Raw genomic sequence first — 25,292 nt, 5'->3', positions numbered from 1 at the left:
CAAGGACCGCCCATGCTTATCGGCATCATCTCCGACACCCACGGCCTGCTTCGGCCCGAAGCCCTCGTTGCTCTCGCCGAGGCCGAGCACATCCTTCACGCAGGAGACGTCGGCGAGTTCGCCATCCTCGATGCACTCGCCGCCATCGCTCCCGTCACCGCCATTCGCGGTAACGTCGATACACATGGTCCCTGTGCCGCGCTGCCGCCCATCGAGGTCATCGAACTGGGCGGCCGGCATCTCTTCATGCTGCACTCTCTCCACGACCTTGACCTCAACCCAAAGGTTGCAGGCTTCTCCGTCGTCGTGAGCGGCCACTCCCATCGTCCCTCTGTCCAGCGACATGATGGAGTTCTCTTTCTCAATCCGGGCAGCGCAGGCCCAAGACGCTTTCGCCTCCCCATCACTGTGGCGCTGCTGACCATCTCCGCGAGCAGCGTCGACGCCCGTATCGTCGAGCTGATCTCCTAGCTATTTGCCGTCGAAGCTCACCGTTGCAAGAATGGACTGCAGTCGCTGCCGCACCGCGTCCAGCTCACTCGGCGATATCTCGCGCACCCCGCTGACCTCACCGCCACAGAACGTATTAATCACCAGGTCGAAGCGGTAACAAGCGTTCTTCCTGAACGACGTATAGATCTCATCGCGCGACTCTGTACAGATCGTTCCATGCTCGTCGTAGCCATGCCGGAACGGCACACCGCCAATCGTCGCCGTCGTCACGGTTCTCGGAGCCTGCACCGAAGCCTCCTGACTGCATTCCGATTCCGACGAGTGAGGCACCACGCTGAAGTAAAACAGCGCGCCAGAAAACGTTGACCTCGGATGTGGATTGAACGAGATCGTCGCCAGCGCTCGCATACGGCTCGATGCAGGCGCTGTCCGAACGTCATAGGCGAGCGTGCTCAACTCTGCGTCCCGCTTCGTCAGCGTCCATGCCGTCGGCACCTCGAACGACACGCCGTAGGTCGTGTCATGAAAGTGGCTTGCCGCCGGAGCTGTGGGATCGGGAACAGGCGTCGCCGCTCCGCCAAGGCGCGGCGATGTGGCCTGCGCATCATGACTGCTGCTGGGAGCCACGCACAACAGGCCTGCCAGCAGCACCCTCGCCATTCTTTGCAACAGGACTGTCTTGAACATCATGACTCCTAAGCCAGCACGGCTCCCGTCACCGGCCTTCAGCATAGCAGCGCACTTCTGTCGCTACGCTCGGCGCATGCGTGGATTAACGATGGTGTAGGCAATATCCGTCAGCAAATTGACCGCGACATACGTCAGCCCGATGGCAAGAATGCAGCCCTGCACCAGTGCATAATCGCGATTCGAGATCGCAGACAGTGTCAACCGCCCCAGACCGGGCCAGCTGAAGATCGTCTCCGTCACAATCGCCCCCGACAGAAGCGAACCAAACTGCAGCCCCATAACGGTCAGAATCGGAATTAAAGCGTTACGTAGTGCATGGCGATAAACGACTTGATTCTCCGTAAGCCCCTTGGCCCGCGCCGTGCGAATGTAGTCCTGCCCCAACTCCTCCAGCATCGCCGTGCGCACCATCCGCGTGAGCACCGCCGCCAGCGAGAGCCCCAACGTCAGCCCCGGCAGCACCAGGTGCAGCAGAAAATCACCGCCGCCGCCATTGCCCGCCGTCGAAACCGGCAACCAACCCAAAGCAATTGAAAAGACTAGGATCAGGATCGGACCAAGAGCAAAATTTGGAAACGACAGACCGATCAGCGACACGACTCCCAGCGTACGATCTTGCCACCGATTGCGATGCAATGCCGACAATACGCCCGCAGGAAGAGAGACGGCCACGCCGATCACCATCGCCGCCAGCGTCAGCGCCAGTGTATACGGATAGCGTTGCAACACCAGGTGCATCACGCTATCGTGCATCCGCAGCGAGCTTCCCAGGTCCAGATGCATGATCCCTCGCCAATAATGGAGATACTGATCCCCCAGCGGTGCATCCAGTCCATACGCATGACGAAGAGCACCGATATCTGATGCCGTCGCCCCCTCTCCAAGCATCTGTACGACCGGGTCTCCCGGCACCAGGTGAATCAGGAAAAACACTACCGAAACCACCACCCACAGCACCGGCAACGTGACCAGTACGCGGCGCACCGGCCGCCAGAATGCAGCACTCTTCATTGCGTGGCTTCCCTGCTCTCTTCCTCATAGGGAGCGTAATCAATTGGCGTCTCGACCGGTTCGACGTTCACGCGGCTGATGCGATGCCCGGCCATCTCCGCGATCGTAAACCTGCGCCCGTCGTACTCCAGGCTCTCGCCGTTTGTCGGAATATGACCAAGCTGAGCCAGAAGAAATCCTGCCAACGTCTCCACCGCTGCCTCGCGCGGAAACTCCCAGTGCAACTGCGTTCTCAGATCGCGCAGGCTCGTCGAACCATCCAGCGACATTACCCCGGTCGCGCTAGGCAGAGCAGATCTGGTGACATCGAACTCATCGTCCACCTCACCCACCAGTTGCTCCAGGATGTCCTCTGCGGTCACGAGGCCCGCCGTCGAACCAAACTCATCCACCACAATCGCAATCTGGCGACGGTGCAGTTGGAACTCCTGCAACAGCTCCATCGCCAGCTTGGTCTCCGGCACCACCGTCGGTGGTCGCATCACGTGACGCAGCGTCAATCCCGACTGCCCACGGCCACCCAGCGCCAGCGCCACTGACCGCAGGTGCATAAACCGCGACACATCCTTCGAGTAGACGATGCCCGCGATGTTGTCGATCCCTGAGCCCTCTGCCGACGCATCGTAAACCGGAACTCGCGAGTGCTGCTCATCCACAATCCGTGCGCTGGCCTGCTCCATGGGAAGATCCGCCGGCAATGAAAAGATCTTGCCCCGGGGAGTCATAATCTCGCGCACCACCACGTGATTCAGTTCGATCGCGCGATGGATGATCTCTTCCTGAAAGACCGGCAACAGCCCCATGCGTCGCGTCGCCGTGGCAATCAGCTTCAGCTCCTCCGGAGAGTGCACTGCCCCCTCGCCATGCAGCGGTGCGCGGAACAGCCGCAGAACCACGGTCGCGGACCCGTTCATCAGCTTCACCACCGGCCGCGTCATGCGGATAAAGGCATCCATCGGCCCGGCAACCGCCAGCGCGATCCGTTCAGTCCGCTGCAACGCCAGCGACTTCGGCACCAGCTCGCCCAGCAACACCTCGAAGTAGGTGATGATGGCAAAGGCCAGCATGACCGCAACGCTATGGGCGTAGATATCTGCGTGGGCTGGCAGGGCGTGCAGCCAGCTTGCCGTAGAACGCAGAATCATATCCGCCACGGCAGGCTCGCCGATCCAGCCCAGAGCCAGCGAAGCCAGCGTCACACCCAGTTGCACGGCTGGAAGAAATTCGTCGATGGAGTGCTTCAGCTTGAGCGCCGTGCGCGCCCCCGGCCTGCCCAGTGTGATCAGCTGCTGAATGCGGGTTTCGCGTACGCTCACCAAGGCAAACTCGGCTGCGACGAAGAAGCTGGTGGCCAGGATGAAGAACGCTACCAGAATCACGCGGAACAGGATCCACTCAAGCATGCATCGAGTGTAACGTCAGGCCGTCGTATCTTCCTCATACAGCGCGAACTTCACCAGCCGCAAAAAGCAAAAAGGCCTGCGACTGAAGCCGCAGGCCTTTGCGTGAAATTCAAGGTCAATTTATGCGAGAACCTTCGTCACCGACTTGTCGATGGTGTCCTTCGGCACGTAGCCCACAATCTGCTCCGCAACCTTTCCATCCTTGAAGATCAGAAGCGCGGGGATGCCACGGATTCCGTAACGCATGGGGGTCGCCGTGTTCGCGTCCACGTCCATCTTCATGACCTTCAGCTGGCCCTGATAATGGCTTGCCACTTCATCGACGACGGGAGCGAGCGCACGACAGGGACCGCACCAGGCCGCCCAGAAGTCCACCAGAACCGGCTGATCCGACTGAAGGACGTCCTTCTCAAAATTTGCATCGTTGACTTCTGTTACGAACTGTCCTGCCATGTACTTCCCTCCCAAGATGCTCTCGATTACCCACCCAGAATCTGTCCGAGCGACCTTCACCATAATAGATGCAATCAAAGACGTACAGTTTCAAATCTAGGAATGGCTTGAGATTCGCATCCCGGAAGAATATTCAAATCTGCACGTTGAGCCGAACCCGGCTTAAAGAGGAAACGCCCGGACCTCTCGTAAGAGAGGTCAACGGGCGGCGTAGCAGCCCTCCCCAGAACTGCCCACAGCCAAACAGTACGAAGTTTTGCCTCAAAAATAAAGGAATCTTAGGTAACTCAAAGAAAGATTACTTTTATGTAATAACGATGGAGATTGAATCTGCGCCGGAAGATACTTTTGTTTCAACAACTTCCAGCTCAGGGGCGCTAGCCGCTGAACGAATCCGGGCTCGCAGAGCCGAAGAATCCTCGTTCGCTTCAGCAATCACCAGCACCGATGGCCCTGCACCACTTAGAGCAACGCCAAGCACTCCCCACGATCCTGCCAGGGGCAACAGCATCGGCAACAGAGGGCAAGCCTGCATACGGTAGGGCTGATGGATGCGGTCTTGCATCGCCGCACTCAACAGATCGCCGCGCTTCAGCGCAAAGGCCGACACCAGCAACGCTGTCGCCTGAACGTTCGCCACGGCATCCGCCTTCGAATAATTCTCCGGTAGCAGCGCCCTGGCTTTGCTCGTCGACAGGCTGGACGACGGCATGGCAACCATCAACTTCCAGTCGATATTATCGATATAAGTTGCAGTAATAACACGACCTTGGTGCATGCCGGACACCGTCATCCCCCCAAGAAGGCACGCAGCCACGTTATCCGGATGCCCCTCCCGGCGGCACGCCTCAGCTAGAACCTGCTCCGGCGTCCACCCCATCTCGCCGAAGTGATTCGCCAACATGACACCCGCGACCAGCGCGGCTGCGCTCGAGCCACATCCCATGCCAAGCGGAATCTCGTTATCCAGCTGCAGGGATAGTCGCGGCGCAATCTTCCCCGCATTCGCGAGTACGTCCATGTATGTCGTCAGGATGAGGTTGTTCTCAACCTGTGAACACATCTCCGCATTGCGGCCTGTCGCATCGATGCTGAAGGCTCCCGTCTCAGAAACCCTCGCCTCGATGGTCAGGTAGAGCGACATCGCCAGCCCGAGTGAATCAAAACCTGGCCCCAGATTGGCCGAGGTGGCCGGGAGGCGCAACCTCACCGGTCCTGGCGAAGAGACGGCCGTACTCATGCGTGGACCAGCTTCATCTGTGTCTCAAGCGCGCGAAACACCGTGTCTGTATCGGGGTCAAGTACGATTGGCGGCTTGCGCAATGCCTCGTGCAGCGCCTGATCCGCGGAGGAGATCTCTGCGTTCTCCTCTGCTGTCAGCAACTCGCCACGATGATAGTCGATCGTGTAGTTCGAGTCCTTAAGCGTATGGCCCGTCAGGACCAGAACAACACGCTCTTCCCTCGTAATCCTGCCTTGTGCAACCAGCTTCTTCAGTCCAGCCAGCGTCACGGCCGAAGCGGGCTCGCAGCCGATGCCTTCCGCGCCGATCTGCGCCTTGGCCAGTGCGATCTCCTGCTCAGTCACCTGCTCGCACCAGCCGCCGGTCGTACGCAGCGCGCGCAGCGCCTTGCGCCACGAAGCCGGGTTGCCGATGCGGATCGCGGTTGCGCGAGTATTGGCCTTTACCGGGATCAACTCCTCGCCACCGTTCTCCTGCAGCGAACGATACAGCGGATTGGCGCCCTCCGCCTGGATGATGCTGATCTTCGGAATCCGCGAGATCAGACCGAGGCGATGCATCTCGCTGAAGCCCTTGGCCAGCGCTGAACCGTTGGCGAGATTCCCTCCGGGCACGATCACATGCTCCGGAACCTGCCACTCCATCTGCTCCACAATCTCGAAGGCGGGTGTCTTCTGGCCCTCCAGACGATAGGGGTTCACTGAGTTCAGCAGCATGATCGGGAAACGGTTCACCAGATCGGTCAGTACGTTCACGCAGCCATCGAAGTCCGTCTTCAGCTGGATGGTGAGTGCGCCGTAGTCCATCGACTGCGACAGCTTGCCCCAGGCAATCTTACCCTCAGGGATAAACACGATCGAGCGCATTCCAGCCCGCGCCGCATAGGCAGCCATCGCTGCTGAGGTGTTACCCGTCGAAGCGCAGGCGACCCACTCGAAACCACGCTCTTTGGCGACCGAAAGCGCCGCCGTCATGCCTGTGTCTTTGAACGAGCCGGTAGGATTCATGCCCTGATGCTTCGCGAACACCCAGTCCAGGCCAACCGCCTTCGAGATACGCGGCAGCTCATAGAGCGGCGTATTGCCCTCGCGCAACGTGACAACATTGGCGTCATCCACAATCGGAAACAAGTCGCGGAAGCGCCAGACACCCGACTGGTCGATCGACAGCGTCGAGGTGCGGCGCTCCTTCCAGAGCCAGCGCAACGCGCTCTCGTTCGGCGGATTGCTGGCGACAGGCGTCGCGGCTTCGCCGGGAATGGACGACCAGGGATAGATGACGTCATACAGGCCATTGCAATTCGGGCAGCGGAATATGCTATTGACAGCGTTGCCGGCAATTCTGGCGCCGCACTCAGTGCATCGGAGTTCGTGTGTCGCAACTTTCATGGGTTCTTCTAGGTTATCGCAAAGCCGGCACTCGCCCCAAGGCGAAGCGGCTGCACATGTTGATTCTGACGGCATTTTTCCTGCTTTTCTTGGCCGCTTCGGCGCCATCACAGGCGCAGCAAATCAGGGAGATTCGGGTCGCCGCCGCAGCGGACCTGCAGCCCGTGCTTCCGGTGCTGGCAGCCGACTATGAAAAAGCCACCGGCGTAAAGATTGCCATCAGCTTCGGCTCTTCCGGCACCCTCGCCACGCAGATCATCAACGGCGCCCCCATCGACCTGTTCCTCGGAGCTGACTTCGTCTTCCCGGAGAAGATCGTAGCGGCGGGACTCGCCGACTCCAGCGCACCGACGCAGTATGCCAAGGGCACGCTCGTCCTGTGGGCACGCAAGGACTCTCCTCTCCAGCCAATTACGCTAGACACCCTCGTCGATAAGCGTGTCACCTCCGTCGCCATCGCCAACGACCAGCGAGCGCCCTACGGACGCGCCGCCGTCATGGCCCTCCAGCGCATGAAGATGTACGACACGGTGAAACCGCACCTCGTCATCGGCGAAAACATCTCCCAGGCGGCCCAGTTCGTTCAATCGGGCAATGCGCAGCTCGGATTCATCTCGCTAACTGCGGCCAGCACCCCACAGTTCAAAGACTCCGGCACCTACGTCCTCGTCCCCAAACAGACCTACGCCCCGATCCTGCAGTGCGCCGTGGTCATGGCGAAATCCGAGCAGAAGGCCGCGGCCCATGCGTTTCTCGACTGGATACTGTCACCCGCCGTCCAGGCGCGCCTGCCGCAGATGGGACTCGGCCCGGTCCGGTGATCCCGGACCTTTGATGTGTAGACTGGCGCTTGTATGGACCATCAGGCGCTGTGGCTCACCCTGAAGCTTGCAATCAGTACGACGGCAATCCTGCTCGCCGTCGCGCTGCCGCTGGCGTGGTGGATCGCGAGCGGCAGCGGTATCGGACGCGCCGCCGCGCAGGCCATCGTGGCGCTTCCTCTTGTGCTCCCGCCGACCGTGCTGGGCTACTATCTGCTGATTGCGCTGGGGCCTCTTACTGCACCCGGAAGATTTCTCACCAGGGTCTTCGGCCATCCGCTCGCCTTCAGCTTCACAGGATTGCTCATCGGCTCGGTGCTTTACAGCCTTCCATTTGCGGTGCAGCCCATCGTCGCAGGCTTCAAGTCGGTCGACCAGGGATATCTTGAGGCAGCCGCCGGACTGGGAGCTTCGCCCTTCCGCATCCTGCATACCGTCATACTGCCTCTCGCACGCAACTCCCTGCTGACAGGCGCAGTGCTGGCCTTCACGCACACCGTCGGCGAATTCGGCGTCGTACTGATGCTCGGAGGCAACATCCCGGGAACGACACGAACGCTGTCGATCTCTCTCTTCGACCAGGTACAGGACTTCGATTACGCCTCGGCCAACCGCACGGCGCTTGTGCTGCTCTCCTTCTCATTGGCTACTCTGCTCGCGGTCTATCTCACGCCCGCATGGAACCAGCGCAACGAAAGGCAGGCCGACGTTGTCCGATAGCCTGCTGACCGTCAGCATTCGTCACGCGGTGGGGACCGTTGCACTCGACATCAGCTTTCGTCTCACGCAGCCCTGGACCGTTCTCTTTGGCCCTTCGGGCAGCGGTAAAACGACAGTTCTTCGCTCCATCGGTGGCTTTCTTCGACCAGATAACGGACGCATCGCGTCGGGCGACGACGTGTTCCTCGACACCGCGGAGAAGATCTTCGTTCCACCCTTCCGCCGGCGGGTTCGCAGCTCCGGGCAGATGGAGCGGCTCTTTCCAAACATGACCGTGATGCAGAACATCCTCTACGGCAGCGGCGACGCGCCGCACAACAAGGCGGAAAGTATTGCCCGCGAGGTGATGGCATCGTTTCTCATCGACCATCTGGAAAAACGGCGGCCACAGGAGTTGAGCGGAGGAGAGCGCCAGAGGACCGCCGTCGCTCGCGCTCTGGTTGCCGCCATCAGCCTGCAGGGCGAGCATCGGCCGCTGCTTCTGCTCGACGAGCCGCTCTCCGGCCTCGACCTGAAGGTGCGGGATCTGACTCTTACGGCGTTGCGCAAATGGACCTCCAAATGCGCGATTCCGGTACTCTCGGTCACCCATTCCCTGGGAGAAGCGTTTCAGCTGGAGGCTGAGATTTTGCGTCTCGCCGATGGCAGGATCGTGCAGCAGGGCCCTGCTGTCACCGTGCTCGAAGAAGAGCGGCAGCACCTGATGCGGCAGCTTGGAGCGCGCTAGCCGCCCAGCTGCACCGGCTCCTGCTCCAGCTCGATACCGAAGATTGACTTCACCTTGGCGCGGATCGTATCGCGCAAAGCAAAGACGTCGGCGGCAGAGGCCTCTCCGCGATTGATTAGCGCAAGGGTGTGGCGAGAGGAGATTCCTACGTTGCCCAGAACATATCCTTTGACGAAGCCCGCACGCTCCAGCAGCCAGGCCGCCGGAAGCTTAACCATGTCCTCTCCTGCCGGGTATCGCGGAATGGACTCTGGCTCGATGTTCAGCTCCGAGGCGATCCGATCCAGCGTTCCACGTGGAACAGTCGGATTCTTAAAAAAGGAGCCCGCGCTGCGGGAGTCGGGATCGTCCCCGTCGATCAGCATGCCTTTGCTGCGGCGAATCTCACGAACGGCGCGGTAGACCTCAATAGGAGCAGGCTGCTTTTTTTCAAAGTAATGCTTTAGATCTGCATATGTAAGTTGCACTTTCTTTAGGAAATTGAACCTAAAGCAAACCGCCGTAACAATATACCGCCCGCGAGACGTCGTATTGAAGATGCTCCTGCGATAACCAAAGCCGCAATCTGCACGAGGGATGTCCACAAAGTGGCCGGAGTGGAGGTCGAAGGCCCGAACCTCTTCGATGGTGTCCGCGACCTCCTGCCCGTAGGCTCCGACGTTCTGTACCGGGGTTCCCCCGACGGAGCCGGGGATGCCGGCGAGGCACTCGATGCCGCTCAGCTCCTGCTTTGCTGACGAGAGGACGACGGCGTTCCACTCCACTCCTGCAGGAACGGTGTAGAGGATGCTGTCCTGCTCGACCGTGATGTCGATGGGGCCGTCAATCGCGATGTGGATGACGAGACCGTCGAATCCAGCGTCTGAGACCAGGAGATTGCTGCCCCCCCCGAGGACGAAGAGCGGCAATTTGCGCTCACGGGCGAAGGCTATGGCCTCGACCAGTTCACTCTCCGTCGTGACGCGGGCGAAGAAACGCGCCGGGCCACCAATTCGCAGGGTGGTGAAAGGGGCAAGCGGGACGTTCTGCTGAATATCGAGGGCTGTAGGTGCCACGAAGTAGAGGGTAAATCAGTCTGCGCGACCCTCGCGGCCCCCGATACAACAGGAACCTGCCGCTGCACCGGGAGGGAGCCGGGTAGCGTTCCGGGACTACCCTCGGTACAATCGAAACAGGCCAGAGTTAGATATCGATGAAACTATCTCTGGAGTGTTTCTGAAGGGGGAGAGGGTATGTATCCAGAGATTATGGTAATTCCGATGCGCGAAGAGCTGACCCGCGCCGGTGTAGGCGAGGCCCGCAGTGCGGCCGATGTGGATGCGGCCCTGGCACAATCGGGTACGACGATGGTTGTGGTCAACTCGATCTGCGGTTGCGCGGCAGGCAAGATGCGTCCTGGCGTCCGGATGGCGATGCAGCACACGACCAAGCCCGACCACTCTGTAACGGTCTTCGCCGGTCAGGACCGAGACGCGACGGATCGTGCACGCAGCTACTTCGGCGGCCATCCTCCGACCTCGCCTGCGATTGCAATCCTTCGTGACGGACAGCTGGTATACCTGATGCAGCGTTCGGCGATCGAGACCTCGACGGCCCCCGCGATTGCGCAGGAACTGGCACGCGCGTTCGATACATACTGCGCACCCACAACTGCTTAATCGTTCGATAGATCTGAGCCGGGAGCGGTGCCCTTAAGGCCACTCCCGGCTTTTCCATTTAAGGCCATGGGCCCTCCTGCCGATACAGGTTTTAACCATGGCGACTCCCGTTTCCTCATTCGACAGGGTCTCTCCTTCCTGCGTCCCGTTACCAGGCAACGAAGCGAGCAGCACTTTCTCTGGAATAACTCCCTTCCTGGAACTCGTCGGGGAGAGCCCCTCGACCCGGCGGCTCCGCGTACAGATCGAACGGATCGGCCCTCACTTCCGCACTCTGCTGCTGCAGGGCGAGATGGGCACCGGCAAGGAGATGGTGGCGCGCGCGCTCCACGCGCAGACACGAGATGGCGGAAGCACATTTTCAACCTGCCACGGTGCCGCACTGGCTGAGGAGATTGAGTCGAGCCGAATTCCCGGGTCGGCGGGATCGTGTTGGGAGCCCGTTCTTCAAGGAACGCAGGGGACGATCTTCCTCGACGGCGTGGACGATATGACGTTGCGGGCGCAGGCTCACCTGCTGGATGCCGTCAGTGGATGGACACGGCGACGAACGCAGCCAAGGCTGGTTGCGGCATCGAGGCAAGACCTGCGCCGCATGCTGGGCGGGGGACGCTTTCGCCCCGATCTCTACCATCGGCTTGCGGCGATTGAACTCGTCATCGAACCCTTGCGGCGACGGCGGGAAGACATTCCTTGGCTGGCGACGCGGTTCCTGGAGGAGTTCGCTTCCCTCTATGCCAGAGGTGTGACATCAATCAGCCACGAGGCGATGCGGCGAATCGAGGAGTATGACTGGCCGGGCAATGTCCGCGAGTTGGAGAACGTGATGCGCAACGCGGTGCTCACCTGCGATGGCCACGCCCTCGAACCTCAGGATTTTGATCTGCTTCGGACACTGGGCCATGCCGCGGCAGCGGATGCCATCCCGAGTGGGGAGCCTGTTCCGCATGAGGTGATGGGAAGCCTTGAGAGCGTGGTCACCCGGCATGTGCTGCGCGTGCTTCACCTGTGCGGAGGGAACAAGGTGCGTGCGGCAGAGTCGCTGGGCATCAGCCGCTCGACGCTGTATCGCATGCTGGATGGCACGGAAGTGACGGATGGGAGGGTCGTTCAGGCCTGAGACGGTAAACTGACAGATGTAGTTTCGAGGTGTTTGTGAAGAAGAATCTGTCGGTCGTCTCGCTTGTTCTCACCGGGTGCCTCAGCGCAGCCAGCCCACTCGCCAGCCCGCTGTTTGCACAGCAGCAGACTGTGGCCGCGACCCCCTCGGTGGCGGAGCGCAGCAAGCAGCTTTCATCGCTGCTGAACGAGATCTGGCAAGACCAGCTGAAGCACCAGCCGGAGTATGCTTCGTCGCTCGGAGACAAGCGCTATAACGATCAGCTCTCGGACTACTCGGTGGAGGCGGTCAATGCCTCGCTGGCGAGGGGACGGGTCTTCCTGGAGAAGCTGGCGCAGATCGACACGACAGGTTTGACGAAGCAGGAGGTGCTGTCGCGCGACCTGATGGTGAGGAATCTCTCTGACGACCAGGAGGCGGCCCGCTTCAAGGAATGGGAGATGCCGGTGAACCAGTTCGGCGGATTTCACACGGGGCTGCCACAACTGGTCGACGACCTTTCGTTCGAAACGGTGAAAGACTATGACGACTGGATCGCACGCCTTCAGAAGGTTCCCACTGTGTTCTCGCAGAACATGACGAATATGCAGCTTGGCATGGACGAGCATCGTGTGCCGCCTGCCTACCTGCTGGAGAAGGTGGTTGCGCAGACGGAGGCAATTGCGTCGCAGAAGCCAGCGGACACCCCCTTCGCGCGTCCGCTGAAGAAGTTTCCGGCATCGATCAGCGCGGCGGACCAGAAGCGCATCACGAGCGACATGCTGGAGGCGATCCAGACGAATGTGCTGCCTTACTACCAGCGTTTCGGACGTTTTTTGAAGGCGCAGTATGTTCCAGCGGGACGCAAAGAGCCCGGCGTGTGGGCGCTGCCGGACGGTGATGAATACTACGCTTTCCGGGTTCGTCAAAGCACCACGATGAACAAGACACCGGAGGAGATTCACCAGATCGGTCTCGACGAGGTGAAGCGCGATGAGACCGAGATGCTGGAGATTGTGAAGAAGCTTGGCTTCTCCGATATCAAGAGCTTCAGTGCGGCGCTGAAGGCCAATCCGAAGGAGCACCCAGCCTCCGCTGAGGCCTTACTAAGCGCCTACAAGGGCTATATCGCGGCGATGCAGCCCAAGCTGCCGAGCCTGTTCGGCACGCTGCCGAAGGCGAAGCTTGAGGTCGTGCCGGTGCCGGACTATATAGCAAAGGACCAGGCAGCGGCTTACTACAACCCCGGAAGTCTCGACGGAAAGCGTCCCGGGCGTGTGTATGTCAACACATACAACGTGACAGAGCGGTCGCTGGCTCCGGTCGAAGCGGTCTCGTATCACGAGGGAATTCCGGGGCATCATCTGCAGATTGCTATTTCTCAGGAGCTGACCGGGCTGCCGGAGTTCCGCAAGAATTCGTACTACACGGCGTATACCGAGGGCTGGGGCCTGTACAGCGAGCGGTTGGGCAAGGAGATCGGCTTCTACCAGGATCCTTATAGCGACTACGGCAGGCTTGAGGCCGATATCTGGCGTGCGATCCGACTGGTCGTGGATACGGGCGTACACTCCAAGCACTGGACCCGCCAGCAGATGGTGGACTACTTCCATGAACATTCGGCGATCGACGAGACGAATATTCAGTCGGAGGTCGATCGTTATATCGCGTGGCCGGGGCAGGCGCTGGGCTACAAGATGGGGCAACTGAAGATTTTGGAGCTGCGCAAGAAGGCAGAGACAGAGTTGGGGCCGAAGTTCGATCTGAAGGGCTTCCATGACACGGTGCTGGACTCGGGCGCGCTGCCGATGGATGTACTGGAGCAACAGGTGGATGCGTGGATTGCCGCGCAGAAGAAATAGTACGGTGCAGTCTGGTAGCCTTTTGAGATGAACGAGGAGACATTCGATATCGTTGTCCCGGCGCCGTCGCTGCCCCAGGTGCGCGTGGCGATTCTCGGCACGGGCAAGATGGGCGGCATTCTGCTGCAGGCTTTCCTGAAGAACAACCTGCTGGGTGCGGACCAGCTGTTTGCGACGGTGCACCACCCTGAGCGCGCGCAGGCGCTGTCTGCGCAGTTCGGCATCGAGGTGACGACGAACAACCTGACGGCAGCGCAGCAGGCCGATGTGGTTGTGCTGGGCGTGAAACCCGTGCAGGTGCCTGCTTTGATGGAGGAAATCAAGCCGGCGCTGTCGCCGTCGACGTTGGTGATCTCGATTGCGGCTTCGGTGAAGACGCGCAGCATCGAAGATGCGGCAGGGCATGATCTTGCGGTGATTCGCGCGATGCCCAATACGCCTGCGACGCTGGCGGCGGGCATGACGGCTCTGTGCGCGGGACGGTTTGTCTCGAGCGAGCAGATGGCCATCGCGCAAAAGATCTTCCAGACGGTGGGCCGCTCGGTTGTAGTCGATGAGAAGCACATGGACGCGGTAACGGGACTTTCGGGCTCTGGGCCTGCGTTCATCTACATCATCATCGAGGCTCTGGCGGAGGCTGGCGTGAACGTCGGTCTGCCGCGCGATGTGGCGACACTACTGGCGGCGCAGACGACGCTGGGCTCGGCACGGATGGTGCTGGAGACCGGCTATCACCCGGCACTGCTGAAGGATGCGGTGACGACTCCGGCGGGCTGCACGGTAGATGGCATCCTGGAGCTCGAAGAGGGTGGCCTTCGCGTGACACTGATTAAGGCCGTTAAACGCGCAACACTGCGGGCAAAAGAGCTCGCCAGTGGCTGAGGATCGTAGAATAAGGCCATGACAACGACGACGATCTCTCCGGTAAGGCGAGCCACGAAAGGATTAGAGCTCTTTGCCTGGATTGTCGTCGCCTACAACACGCTGGTAGTGCTGTGGGGTGCGCTGGTGCGCGCGACGGGATCGGGCGCAGGTTGCGGCAATCACTGGCCGCTTTGCAATGGGCAGGTCATTCCTTTAGCACCACGTGTCGACACGATCATCGAATTTACGCACCGCATGATGACGGGCGGCGCGGGTTTTATTGTGCTGGCGCTGCTGATCTGGGTCTTTCGCGCGATGGCAAAGGGATATGCTGCACGCCCGGCAGCCGTGATCTCTGGCATTCTGCTGCTGAATGAAGCTCTGCTGGGTGCTCTGCTGGTGAAGCTTGGCTACGTCACGGGAAATCAGTCGGTGGGCCGCGTCATCATGCTCTCGATTCATCTAAGTAATACGCTGTTTCTGGTGGGTGCGCTGGTCCTGACTGCTGTTCTGATTGGAACCGGCCAGAAGACACATGAGATCTCGATGCGCGGAGCGAAGGCTGTCTGGGCGATCGTCGGGCTGGCCGCCACGGTAGTTGTCGGCGTCAGCGGATCGCTGGCGGCGCTTGGCGATACGCTCTTCCCTGCATCGTCGCTGCGTGCTTCGCTGGAACAGGATCTCTCTTCGTCTTCACCGGTATTGCTGCGGCTACGTGGCGTGCATCCGGTGAGCGCCATCATTGCAGCGGCATTTGTAATCTGGCTGGTGGCCCAGGCGCGGCACGCCGGAGCAGGAAAGCTGGCTAACGCGGTCGTCGCGCTGCTGGCGATTCAATTTGGCCTGGGGCTGCTGGATGTTGCACTGCTAGCGCCGACCTGGATGCAGATTCTTCACCTGCTGGGCGCCGACCTCTACTGGATCGTCCTGCTGATGCTCGCGGCGAGGCTGGTATGGCCGCCGGAAAAGACTACGCTGCAAAACGCCTGAGCCGACGAAAAGGCCCTCATCGCTGAGGGCCTTTCTGCAATCGACTTGCTATCTGAGTTTTACTTTCCGTCTACCTTATCGACTGCCTTCTTCGTGCCGTCCGCGGTCTTGTCATAGGCCTTCTTGGTGCCGTCAGCCGTAGCATCTGCGGCCTTCTTCGTGCCTGATGCGGTCTTGTGATAGGCCGTCTTGGTACCGTCCGCAGTCTTGTCGGCAGCCTTCTCGGTTCCCGATGCAGTCTTGTGGTACACCTTTTTGGTCCCCGAGGCGGTCTTGTCGTAGGCCTTCTCGCTGCCATGGGCGATGGCGCGACCGGTGTCCTTGGTCGCGGTCTTGGTATCATGGCCAACCTTGTCCGCATCCGTCTTGACGTCCTGCGCCATGACGCCCATGGTCAGCGATGCGAACAGAACAGCGGTTCCAATTTTTGCAGTAATCATCATTCGTCTCCTTGTTCGGCATCCTCATATGCGACATAAGCCGATTCAGATGAAGAATATCAGTGTGCAGGACCTTGCGGCCAGAGTGAGGCCTCAGAGGCATTCCGAAATGCAGCGGTCACTGCACGCTAAACCACGGCAGTATCGAGTTTATGTTCGCGACGCAGCTCCTGGTTCTTGAGCAGCAGTTCGGCAACCAGGCGCTGAAGTCGCGCGTTCTCGATCTCCAGGTCCATCAGACGGCTTTTCTGCGCTTCGCCAGCGAGGTCGTAGACGCGGTGCGGATGTATTCCCGGTTTCATGCAATCTATCCTTTGCCCTGCAATAGAGTTGTGGAGGCAATTGATTACGACTGGACGGTTCGTCCGAAGGGCCGCCCGCCATGACGCATGGCCTCGGAGAACTTCTCGCGCTCTTCAGGCGTCATGGCCTCCAAACGTTCTCTCATCCGACCCCTTCCAACCGCGGCAGCCGTTGCTCGAATGGCGATGGAAGCCACCGAAGAGCAGCTTCGTCAACACCAGCAGGCCAAGCGATTGCCAGAAGGTCAGTGTTCTCAGACCGAAGATCTCCGGCATCAGGACATTCCACAGGCCACGCACGACCAGGGCCGCAACCGTGGCAGCGACGACCACACACAGAACAACCTTCAATACTTTCTTCACTCGAAATCGTTTCATAGCGTTCCTCATATTTTTAGAAGTCCAGATCCCAGATGTCCTGCAGGCGCGCACGGAGAAAGAGCACGGCGTAGCGTTTTCGCGAGAGCAGGGTGTTCACGCCGACCCCGGTCATCGCAGAGAGTTCTTTGAAGCTGATCCCCTCGAGTTCATGGGCCAGGAAGACCTCGCGCTGCTCGACGGGCAGATCGCCGATGGCGTCCTCGAGGGCTTTGAGCAGGATAGTGCGCGCATAGGCGGCCTCGGGCCCTGCATCGGCTGAGGGCAGAAGATCGGCGAGGCTCAGCGATTCGTCTTCGACGAAGGCCGGAGTGTCGAGCGAGTCGGCCTGAGGACTCCGGAAGAGATCGACGATACGATTGCGGGCGACCCGGAATAGCCAGCCGGTGACGTGCTCGATCGGCTTCATCAACCGATAGGCCTGGATGAGCTCGTAGAAGACATCCTGCAGAATGTCCTCGACTTGTCCGGTGTCCCCGACCTGGCGGCGGATGAAGCTTCGCAGCCGCGACTCATTGTGCTGCAACGCGTCATGCAGCATCTGGTCCTGCTGTGGAACCGTGAGCCCGTCGATGGAGACTGGAGTCATTTACAGATGAAGACGGAGAAGATGGCCGGATATTGTGCCGCCGCCAAGAAAAATTTTGCAGACAGGCGCCCTATTTCTGTTAGCTGCCATTAACACTTGGCAGCACCTGTATAGGATAAGCTCGTATTCCTGCATGGATACCAAACCGACACACGCGACGAAGACGGGAAAGAGCAGCAAGCACAAGACCGCTACCTCTCCTGAGATTGCGACAGCCAATCGTTTTTTTAATCGCGACGAATCCTGGCTGAGGTTCAACCGGCGGGTGCTGGAAGAGGCCCAGGATGATCAGAACCCTTTGATGGAGAGGGTAAAATTCCTGGCTATCACGGCGAGCAATCTGGACGAGTTTGTCGAGATCCGGATCGCGGGAACGCTGCAGCGTATTGAGGACGGAGACAATCAGCCGCAGCCCGTCGACGAAGGCGGCATGACGCCGCAGGAGAGGCTGGACCGACTCAGCATCCAGCTTGCGGCTTTTGTGAAGGCTCAGTATGAGTGCTGGAACCAGGGACTGATTCCGGCGATGCTGAAGGAAAATATCCGCGTCCTGCGCTGGGACGAACTGAGCGCAAAGGCGCGCGCGCATGCGCTGGAGTTCTACACCGATGAGGTCGATCCCTTGCTGACCCCGGTGACGATCGATCCGTCGCACCCGTTTCCCCGAGTCCTCAATAAGGCGCTCTGCCTTGCGCTTCTGCTGCGTCGCAAGGGCAGACAGCCCGGACTTAAGACCGTGCCGGTGGCTTTGGGCGTGGTCACGGTTCCGCGATCGCTCCCCCGCCTGATTCCGCTGCCGGGAAACGATGGCTGGAACGACTTCATCATGCTGCATGAGCTGATCGAGGCACAGGTTGAGAAGATGTTCCGGGGTTACGAGATTCTTTCCCGCGCGGCGTTTCGCGTTACACGAAACAGCAATCTTTACATGCAGGAAGAGGAGTCGCGGTCGGTGCTTGAAAGCGTGCGGACCGAGCTCCATAATCGCCGCAAGGGCGATGCCGTACGGCTTGAGATTGAGGGCAATGCGACCGAGGAGATCACGGAGCGGCTGCGAGTCAACTTCGAGCTCGATCCTTGGCAAGTCTTCAAGACAGACGGACCGGTTAATCTCTCCCGCTTAATGAACCTGTACGCCGAGGTCAAGAATCCCGCGCTGAAGTTCAAAGCCTTCAGCGGACTGGAACTGCGTCTGAGCAAGAAGTCGGCGGATATTTTCGAGGAGCTGCGCGGCCAGGACATCATGCTGCACCACCCGTTCGACTCCTACAAGGCGGTGGAAGGCTTCATTGAGGCGGCGGCGGCAGATCCGACGGTGATCTCGATCAAGCAGACGCTCTACCGGACCAGCAAGGATTCGCCGATCTTCCGCTCGCTGATTGAGGCGGCGCAGAGCAAGGATGTGACGGTCGTTGTCGAGCTGATGGCACGGTTCGATGAAGACTCGAATATCCGCTGGGCGCGGGAGCTGGAAGACGCGGGCGTGGGAGTGTTTCATGGTATCTACGGCCTGAAGACACATTGCAAGCTGGCGCTGCTGGTGCGGCGCGATCCGGATGGCGTGGTGCGACGGTACGCTCACCTTGGCACGGGTAACTACAATCCGGTGACGGCGCGGTTCTATACCGATATCAGCCTGCTGACCTCGCGCCCGGATATCACGGCCGCGGTGCAGAAGGTCTTTAACTACTTGACGGCAGAGACTGATTCGGAGAAGTACGACCCACTGCTGGTTGCGCCGTTGACCCTGGTGGACGGGCTCCAGTCGCTGATTCATCGCGAGATCGAACATGCCCGCGCAGGAAAACCGGCGAGGATCATCGCCAAGATGAACGGGTTGATCGACCGGCAGACGGTAGAGGTTCTGTATGAGGCTTCGCAGGCGGGTGTCTCGATTGACCTGATCGTGCGCGGTATGTGTTCGCTGCGCCCAGGAGTAAAGGGGATGAGCGACAATATTCGCGTACGGAGCATCGTGGGGCGCTTTCTGGAGCACAGCAGAATCTTTGCCTTCGCCAACGCTGGCGAAGAGGAGATCTACTGCGGAAGTCCGGACTGGATGCCACGGAACCTGATCGAGCGCTGTGAGGTGGTCTTTCCCGTGACGGCACCGGAGCTGAAGAAGCGCCTTCGCGAGGAGATCCTGGAGTCGTATCTGAAGGACAACGTCAAGGCGCGTGTGCTGCAGGCCGATGGCGAATACCTTCGGGCACCCAAGGCGGGGGCGGCCTTCAGCGCGCAGGATTACCTGATGGAAAAATCGGCCGCGCGCCACGAAGGCGTTACGGCCGATTAACTCTGCATCCAGCGGATCGGCTAGTTGGTTACGGTCAGGGTTACGGGGACTGACTGTGTGACAGCTGGGGCCACTCCAGTGGATGTGGCCGTTACAGTAATGTTGTACGTTCCGACAGCTGGTCCGGCCGTTGTAGTTGTAGTTGATGTTGAGGTCGTGGTTGTCGATGTAGACGTTGACGTTGTGCTTGTCGATGCGGAGCTTCCACCGCATCCTGAAGTGGTGAATGCTGCGACCGAAAGGACTACCGCAAACAGTGCACCCCAGCGCCTACGACGAGGGCAGACAAACAGCAGCGAGCATGCCAGAACAACGCCTGAACCTGCGCCGTACCACCTATGGGAATCAGGAGTGTGCTCGGTCTTTGCAACAACGGTTTGAGAGTGCGGCGAGTGCAACAGGAGAGCGCTCGCCTGACTGGCTGCAATGGTCAAATTCACGGTAACAGGGTCATTTGACGTGATGGTGATGGGAGTGGTCGGCGAGAAGCTCAATAATGTTGAGCTGAGCGTCTGACTGGACAGTGCGGATAGGATTACTTTGCCGGTGTATCCATTCGGAGTGATGGTGAGTGTGACACTTGTGCTTCCAGTGGTTGTCATCGTTGCCGTGGAGGATCCCGCAGTCAGCTGAAAGCTGCCTGTAGGTGCAGGTGTAGTTGTACTCACTCCTACAGGAGATACGAGGCTCCACTTGGTCACGAAGTTGTAGGCATCAATGCTGCCCCATCCGGTCGCCTGATCATATCCGGTGCCAGCGGTGAAGCCGATGCTTCCACCGGATGGGCAATTCGTCGATCCGGTGGTGCAAGGGCTGTCGTTGTTTCCAGACGTGATGTCATGAAAGACCGTGCCGTAGTAGGTACTGTTGGCCAGACCGTAGATCATCGGGTTGACGTTGCCTAGACCACCAGTGGCAGTCCCTGTGGTAGTCCCTACAGTTTGTTCCAGCAGGGCTAGAATTCCAGCGAAGGACGGAGTCGAGACGGAGGTTCCGCCTACGACGTTCAGGTTGTTGCTGGCGTCGCGGTATCCGTTGGTGCACGATCCCTGCGAGCAGAACAGGTAACCATCGTGGGAGGCGGCTGCGTTCAGAGAGATGTCCGGAACATCACGAACCTGGTCACTGGGAACGCCGGTACCGATCTGCCAGGTTGGCTTGGCGAAGTACTTGCTAGCGCCACCGCCGCCTGCTGACAGCTCACCCGCGACGCTGGTCTCGTTCCAGACTGTTTCGGGGATGTAGCTGGTCGCAGAACCAGAGTAACTTCCGTTGGTGGTGCCCCAGTAGCTGCCGGAGCCCTCATTGAACATCGTTCCACCTACCCCGGTCGCGTACGCCGAGCTGGCCGGGTAGTCGACCGCCAGGCCTTGCTTTGCGGTGGTGACATTGTAGTCGCAGTCGGTCGCGCCGGAGTCGCCGGACGGACCGACGATGGTGATTCCCTGAGCATTGGCCTGCTGAAAGTAAGCGTCGTAGGCATTGAGAGAGGACTGCCCCCAGCTGGACTCGCAGGCACCGTAGCTGGTCGAGATGATCGGTGCCGAGTTATTGGTGATGGCGTAGACGACAGCATCCATAACAGATGCTGTCTTGCTGGCGCCGACGGTGACGTACTTGATCGTGGCAGCAGGTGCGACGGCGCCGGACCACTCCACGTCGAGCTGCGCCTCGTCGATGTCGGCCTTCGTGGTTCCGGCCGTATAGCCCGTAGCCTGAATGATCGTGGGCAGATTTGCAGCGAGGCCGGACGCGGTCCGAAAGGCTGCAACATCGGTGGTGCTGATATCGGTTTGGCCAGCGATAGCGATGCTCATGCCCGTTCCAGTAATCGAGTTCTGGAGCAACGGAGTGACATCGTAGATGGTGTAAAAGTCGCCGGGAGCGATGTAATGGCTGCCACTAATGGAAGAGGTGTACTTCGCGCTGACCGTGGTGTCTCGGACATGTGAGACCTTCGCACGCGACATGGGCTTGAAGTCGTTGAGACCGGTGATGCCGGTAACGACGCTTGCCATTGCAGCCGGAAGGCTGGGGTCGGTGAGATTGCTGATGTGCGAGACGCCATCCGCGCCCGTCATCGCATGGATGGAGGTACCAAAGGCGGCATCGATCTGCGCAACTGTACCGCTGACGCTGACATTGTTGCTGCTGGGCGCGACGGCCGTGACGGTGAGCCCCTGGGACTGAAGCCACGCCTTAACTTTGGTCAGGTCGCCGCTCGACATCCCGAATCGAGCGCCAAACTGGGTGGGCGTCAGCCACTGGTGATACAGCGCTGAAGACGGATTCTGCTGATTAGCCAGCAGCTGCTTCAGGTCGGCCTGCTGGGCGTCCGACATGTTGAAGTGCAGGGTGACACCGGTGAGCGCCTCGGTTCCTGCGAGCGTTCCTGCATCGGTTGCCGTGCGGGCTCGAGCGGGAACCGAATCGTTGATGGCTACACGCGTGCCGCCTGACTCGACGGGTGCCGCGATGCGGTTTGGCGTAGCAGCGCGCAGAACTGGGATACCGGTACCGGCAAACAGAACCAGAACCATGGTGCGGCAGACGTAACGATTGAAGATGGCCATCTTTTTTAAGTCAAACACCCGAGGGGTCCTTGGCAAATCGCCTGAGATGATTTTGCCCGGCGCCTGACTGTCTGAAGACGGAGAGCTGCAACCGGGGGATTACTCGATTAGACCAGAGATGAAGGAAAAGGTTTCGGTAAAATACCCTGCGCCGACACCTCAACTCTCAACGCTGTTTTGAGGGTATAGACGCAGTTTTGGTGTGCCGAGACGCAGCTGAACACATGAAATTATCAAAGCCCCGGAGAGCCGGAGATGACGGCGAGGCACATGACAGCAGCAGCCGACAGCATCCATTTCGGGAATGGTTGCCGACAGGAGCTAAAGGGTGTATTTCCCTGCCGCGGTCAGATGACGGGCGACGGTGCGCCGCAGAGCGATGGTGTCGATCAGTTCATACTTTGCCAGTCTGCGCAGGATGGCTGAGTGAGTGCGCAGCATATCTCCTTCGGCGACAGCGGCCACGATCCGGCGACCGGCCAGCTCGATCTTTTCCATGGCGGCGGAGGTGTAAAGCCGAGCCATGGCGATGGGAATCTCGGCGGTAGTTCTGGCCGACATCTTCGACGCGCGCAGGATCGCCGATTCCATAGCGAAGAGTTCGATCGCCATGTCGGCGATGGAGCCCATGATCTCCTGCTGCTCGGCGAGTTGTTGCTGGTAACGCTGCGAGGCGACGCCCGCGGCAAAGAGCGTTAGCTTCCGGGCCTTGCCGAGGATGGCGAATTCAGCGGCAAGCGGGCCGTCCTGCTCCTCTTCCGGAACGGGGCCTTCCATGACCTCATCCATTAACTGTTTGATTGCGGGCATCAGCGCGAGGCGGCCGGAGAGAGCCGCCTTCATCAGCCAGCCGGTGATGATGAGGCGGTTGATCTCGTTGGTGCCTTCGAAGATGCGATTGACTCGGGAGTCGCGATAGGCGCGCTCGGCCGGGTATTCCTCGACATAGCCATAGCCGCCGTAGATCTGCACGACATCGTCGACAACGTGATCGAGCATCTCGGAGGTCCAGACCTTCACGATAGAGCATTCGACAGCATAGTCCTCGATCGCCTTCTGGATTGCCGCAGGGTCGTGCCGATCGACGGTGGCGAGTGCAGCGTCGATCATGCCGACGACGCGGTAGCTGAGAGCTTCGCCGACGAAGACTCCAACGGCACAGTCGGCCAGCTTCTCCTGGATGAGGCCGAAGTCGGCGATGGATTTGCCGAAGGCCTTGCGCTCGAGCGCATAGCGAATGCCGTGGCCGATCGTAGTGCGCGCCGCCCCCACCGCGGCGTTCCCCAGCTTGTAGCGGCCGACGTTGAGGATGTTGAAGGCGATGTGGTGGCCTTTGCCGACTTCGCCGAGGAGGTTCTGCGCAGGGATTCTGCAGTCGGCGAAGATCAGCGGGCAGGTAGAGCTGCCGCGGATGCCGAGCTTATGCTCCTCCTTACCGATAGTGAAGCCGGGCGTGCCGCGCTCGACGAGGAAGGCCGTCAGCCTCTCTTTGCCGGCGTCTTTGCCTTCGGGAACGCGGCAGCGAGCGAAGATGGTGAAGAGGTCGGCGAATCCGGCGTTGCTGATCCACATCTTTTCGCCGTTGAGGATGTAGGAGCTTCCATCATCGGAGAGAACGGCACGGGTGCGGGCGCTGAGGGCGTCGGAGCCGGAGGTCGACTCGGAGAGAGCGTAGGCGGCGATCCATGCGCCGCTGGCGAGACGGGGAAGATAACTTTTTTTCTGGTCTTCGGTGCCATACCAGACGATGGGCAGCGTGCCGATGCCGGTGTGCGCGGAGAAGGCAACGGAGAAGCTGCCCTGCTTGGCGATATTGTCGGCGATGATCGCGGAGGCCATCTTGTCCATCTCGAGGCCGCCGTACTCCTCCGGGATATCGACCGAGGTAAGTCCGAGTTCGCTGGCCTTGCGGATCAGGCGGCGCGTGACGTCGAACTCCTTGGCTTCGATGCGGTCAGACAGAGGCACCACTTCGTTGGTGGCGAAGTCGGAGGCGGTGCGCGCAATCTGGCGATGCTCTTCGGTGAAATCTTCGGGGAAGAAGCAGTCTGCGGATTCGGCTGCAGCGATAAGAAAGCTGCCGCCGGGTACGATTCTGTTGCTGGTTGAAACGGTCGCCGTTGCCATACGTGTTGCCTCGCTTTAGTCGATTGCCTCGAAGATTCCTGCCGCTCCCATGCCCCCACCGACACACATGGTCACCATGCCGTAACGAGCCTTGCGACGGGGCATTTCACGCAGGATCGTGGCGGTCAGCTTGGCGCCGGTACAGCCGAGGGGATGGCCAAGAGCGATGGCTCCGCCGTTTACGTTCACCTTCGCAGGATCGAGGCCAAGGACTTTGATTACAGCCAGTGACTGCGCGGCAAAGGCCTCATTGAGTTCAATAAGATCGATCTGATCAAGCGTAAGACCGGCCATGGCAAGCACTTTGGGAATGGCATGGATGGGACCTATGCCCATCTCCTCGGGATCGCATCCGGCATAGGCGAAGGCGACGAACTTTGCCAGGGGGTGAATGCCAAGCTGGGCAGCACGTTCGGCGGACATGATGACGGCGGCAGCTGCGCCGTCGGAGGTCTGCGACGAGTTCCCTGCCGTCACGGTTCCCTTCGCATGAAAGACGGGCTTCAGTTTGTTGAGAGCCTCGATGGAGGTGTCGGCGCGCGGGCCTTCATCCATTTGGAAGATCTTGTCGATTGTCTGCGCCTTGTTCTTTGTGTCGAGAGTGGTTCCGAAGACGTGGACAGGGACGATCTCGTCCGCGAAGCGGCCTGCGGCGATGGCGGCGATGGCCTTCCGGTGGCTTGCGAGCGCAAAGGCGTCCATGGCTTCGCGCTCGATGCCGTAATGCGTGGCGACTCGCTCCGCGGTAAGCCCCATGGACATATACGAGCCGGGATAGTGATCGACCAGCCATGGATTCACTGAGATCTTGTTGCCGCCGAAGGGGACGTAGGACATGCTCTCCGTGCCACCTGCGAGGATGACCTCGGCAGAGCCTGCGCGAATGCGATCGGCGGCAAGGGCAATCGACTGCAATCCGGAGGCGCAGTAGCGGTTGATGGTCATGGCAGAGGCTGTCACGGGGAGACCGGCGCGAAAGCTGGCGACGCGAGCAACGTTCATTCCCTGCTCTGCTTCGGGCATGGCGCAGCCTAGGATGACATCCTCGATCTCTGAGCGGTCCAGCTGCGGGAGACGTTCGAGAACTCCACGGATGGCGGTTGCCGCGAGATCATCGGGCCGCGTGGTACGCAGGGTGCCTCGGGGCGCTTTTCCGACCGGAGTTCGAACAGCGGATGCAATGACGACGTCTCGCATGGGATTCC

24 protein-coding genes are annotated in these 25,292 nt (G+C 60.0%); 10 read left to right on the top strand and 14 right to left on the bottom strand.

Annotation, left to right across the window (positions count from 1 at the left end; genetic code table 11):
• Positions 1-12 precede the first annotated feature (12 nt).
• On the top strand, positions 13-471 hold the full coding sequence (locus PW789_RS00585) for a metallophosphoesterase family protein (protein ID WP_299370181.1): 459 nt from the start codon (positions 13-15) through the stop codon (positions 469-471).
• On the opposite strand, the gene PW789_RS00580 is transcribed toward PW789_RS00585, so the two are convergent.
• The 6 genes from PW789_RS00580 to thrC all read right to left on the bottom strand — a co-directional run bounded on the left by PW789_RS00580 (position 472) and on the right by thrC (position 6,641).
• The gene (locus PW789_RS00580; protein ID WP_299370179.1) at positions 472-1,143 is read right to left on the bottom strand and encodes a hypothetical protein; all 672 of its coding nucleotides are present in this window, start codon (positions 1,141-1,143) and stop codon (positions 472-474) included.
• Positions 1,144-1,203: 60 nt separating this feature from the next.
• Positions 1,204-2,154, bottom strand: coding sequence for an ABC transporter permease (locus tag PW789_RS00575; protein WP_299370177.1), 951 nt, complete (start codon positions 2,152-2,154; stop codon positions 1,204-1,206).
• Positions 2,151-3,557: a hemolysin family protein gene (locus tag PW789_RS00570; protein WP_299370175.1), complete on the bottom strand. Its 1,407-nt coding sequence runs from the start codon at positions 3,555-3,557 to the stop codon at positions 2,151-2,153. Before PW789_RS00570 ends, PW789_RS00575 begins: the two co-directional genes overlap by 4 nt.
• A gap of 120 nt (positions 3,558-3,677) precedes the next feature.
• Positions 3,678-4,010, bottom strand: a complete 333-nt coding sequence (trxA, locus tag PW789_RS00565; protein WP_299370173.1) for a thioredoxin — start codon at positions 4,008-4,010, stop codon at positions 3,678-3,680.
• Positions 4,011-4,314: 304 nt separating this feature from the next.
• Positions 4,315-5,250 (bottom strand): homoserine kinase, encoded by a 936-nt coding sequence (thrB, locus tag PW789_RS00560; protein ID WP_299370171.1) that lies wholly within the window; start codon positions 5,248-5,250, stop codon positions 4,315-4,317.
• Positions 5,247-6,641 (bottom strand): threonine synthase, encoded by a 1,395-nt coding sequence (gene thrC / locus PW789_RS00555; protein WP_299370169.1) that lies wholly within the window; start codon positions 6,639-6,641, stop codon positions 5,247-5,249. The genes thrB and thrC overlap by 4 nt, the downstream gene beginning before the upstream one ends.
• On the opposite strand from thrC, the gene modA reads away from it, so the two are divergent.
• Genes modA through PW789_RS00540 form a run of 3 tightly spaced genes read left to right on the top strand, consistent with a single transcriptional unit; the run spans position 6,626 to position 8,909 of the window.
• Positions 6,626-7,462, top strand: coding sequence for a molybdate ABC transporter substrate-binding protein (gene modA, locus PW789_RS00550; protein ID WP_299370167.1), 837 nt, complete (start codon positions 6,626-6,628; stop codon positions 7,460-7,462). The two genes, thrC and modA, sit on opposite strands and share 16 nt — an antisense overlap.
• 33 nt (positions 7,463-7,495) lie before the next feature.
• On the top strand, positions 7,496-8,182 hold the full coding sequence (modB, locus tag PW789_RS00545) for a molybdate ABC transporter permease subunit (RefSeq protein WP_299370165.1): 687 nt from the start codon (positions 7,496-7,498) through the stop codon (positions 8,180-8,182).
• Entirely contained in the window at positions 8,172-8,909 is a 738-nt protein-coding gene (locus PW789_RS00540; protein ID WP_299370163.1) for an ATP-binding cassette domain-containing protein, read from the top strand. Before modB ends, PW789_RS00540 begins: the two co-directional genes overlap by 11 nt.
• On the opposite strand, the gene PW789_RS00535 is transcribed toward PW789_RS00540, so the two are convergent.
• A complete protein-coding gene (locus PW789_RS00535) occupies positions 8,906-9,964 on the bottom strand; it encodes a UDP-N-acetylmuramate dehydrogenase (protein WP_299370161.1) in 1,059 nt (352 codons plus the stop codon). The genes PW789_RS00540 and PW789_RS00535 overlap by 4 nt on opposite strands.
• A gap of 177 nt (positions 9,965-10,141) precedes the next feature.
• Here PW789_RS00535 and PW789_RS00530 point away from each other — a divergent pair, with 177 nt between their 5' ends.
• The 5 genes from PW789_RS00530 (at position 10,142) to PW789_RS00510 (ending at position 15,382) form a co-directional block, all read left to right on the top strand.
• Positions 10,142-10,567, top strand: a complete 426-nt coding sequence (locus tag PW789_RS00530; protein ID WP_299370159.1) for a BrxA/BrxB family bacilliredoxin — start codon at positions 10,142-10,144, stop codon at positions 10,565-10,567.
• A 97-nt stretch (positions 10,568-10,664) separates the two neighbouring features.
• Positions 10,665-11,687 (top strand): sigma 54-interacting transcriptional regulator, encoded by a 1,023-nt coding sequence (locus PW789_RS00525; RefSeq protein ID WP_299370157.1) that lies wholly within the window; start codon positions 10,665-10,667, stop codon positions 11,685-11,687.
• A 35-nt stretch (positions 11,688-11,722) separates the two neighbouring features.
• Entirely contained in the window at positions 11,723-13,528 is a 1,806-nt protein-coding gene (locus PW789_RS00520; RefSeq protein WP_299370155.1) for a DUF885 family protein, read from the top strand.
• 27 nt (positions 13,529-13,555) lie between these two features.
• On the top strand, positions 13,556-14,410 hold the full coding sequence (gene proC / locus PW789_RS00515) for a pyrroline-5-carboxylate reductase (RefSeq protein ID WP_299370153.1): 855 nt from the start codon (positions 13,556-13,558) through the stop codon (positions 14,408-14,410).
• Between the two features lie 18 nt (positions 14,411-14,428).
• The gene (locus tag PW789_RS00510) at positions 14,429-15,382 is read left to right on the top strand and encodes a COX15/CtaA family protein (protein ID WP_299370151.1); all 954 of its coding nucleotides are present in this window, start codon (positions 14,429-14,431) and stop codon (positions 15,380-15,382) included.
• A gap of 59 nt (positions 15,383-15,441) precedes the next feature.
• On the opposite strand, the gene PW789_RS00505 is transcribed toward PW789_RS00510, so the two are convergent.
• The 4 genes from PW789_RS00505 to PW789_RS00490 form a co-directional block, all read right to left on the bottom strand.
• Positions 15,442-15,825 (bottom strand): hypothetical protein, encoded by a 384-nt coding sequence (locus tag PW789_RS00505; RefSeq protein WP_299370149.1) that lies wholly within the window; start codon positions 15,823-15,825, stop codon positions 15,442-15,444.
• A gap of 125 nt (positions 15,826-15,950) precedes the next feature.
• A complete protein-coding gene (locus PW789_RS00500) occupies positions 15,951-16,124 on the bottom strand; it encodes a hypothetical protein (RefSeq protein ID WP_299370147.1) in 174 nt (57 codons plus the stop codon).
• 114 nt (positions 16,125-16,238) lie between these two features.
• Positions 16,239-16,502 carry a hypothetical protein gene (locus PW789_RS00495; protein WP_299370145.1) on the bottom strand — a complete coding sequence of 88 codons (264 nt, stop codon included), beginning with the start codon at positions 16,500-16,502 and terminating at the stop codon, positions 16,239-16,241.
• A gap of 16 nt (positions 16,503-16,518) precedes the next feature.
• Positions 16,519-17,091, bottom strand: coding sequence for a sigma-70 family RNA polymerase sigma factor (locus PW789_RS00490; RefSeq protein WP_299370143.1), 573 nt, complete (start codon positions 17,089-17,091; stop codon positions 16,519-16,521).
• A gap of 133 nt (positions 17,092-17,224) precedes the next feature.
• On the opposite strand from PW789_RS00490, the gene ppk1 reads away from it, so the two are divergent.
• The gene (gene ppk1, locus PW789_RS00485; protein ID WP_299370141.1) at positions 17,225-19,387 is read left to right on the top strand and encodes a polyphosphate kinase 1; all 2,163 of its coding nucleotides are present in this window, start codon (positions 17,225-17,227) and stop codon (positions 19,385-19,387) included.
• Between the two features lie 20 nt (positions 19,388-19,407).
• Here ppk1 and PW789_RS00480 read toward each other — a convergent pair whose 3' ends face one another.
• The 3 genes from PW789_RS00480 to PW789_RS00470 all read right to left on the bottom strand — a co-directional run bounded on the left by PW789_RS00480 (position 19,408) and on the right by PW789_RS00470 (position 25,284).
• Positions 19,408-21,978: a S53 family peptidase gene (locus PW789_RS00480; protein WP_299370139.1), complete on the bottom strand. Its 2,571-nt coding sequence runs from the start codon at positions 21,976-21,978 to the stop codon at positions 19,408-19,410.
• A 303-nt stretch (positions 21,979-22,281) separates the two neighbouring features.
• Positions 22,282-24,087, bottom strand: coding sequence for an acyl-CoA dehydrogenase family protein (locus PW789_RS00475; protein ID WP_299370137.1), 1,806 nt, complete (start codon positions 24,085-24,087; stop codon positions 22,282-22,284).
• 15 nt (positions 24,088-24,102) lie between these two features.
• Positions 24,103-25,284: an acetyl-CoA C-acyltransferase gene (locus PW789_RS00470; RefSeq protein ID WP_299370135.1), complete on the bottom strand. Its 1,182-nt coding sequence runs from the start codon at positions 25,282-25,284 to the stop codon at positions 24,103-24,105.
• Positions 25,285-25,292 lie beyond the last annotated feature (8 nt).

Origin of the sequence: Edaphobacter sp. (genome assembly GCF_028283685.1) — a bacterium.
GTDB lineage: Bacteria > Acidobacteriota > Terriglobia > Terriglobales > Acidobacteriaceae > Edaphobacter.
This window is presented reverse-complemented; position numbering and strand designations above follow the sequence as displayed.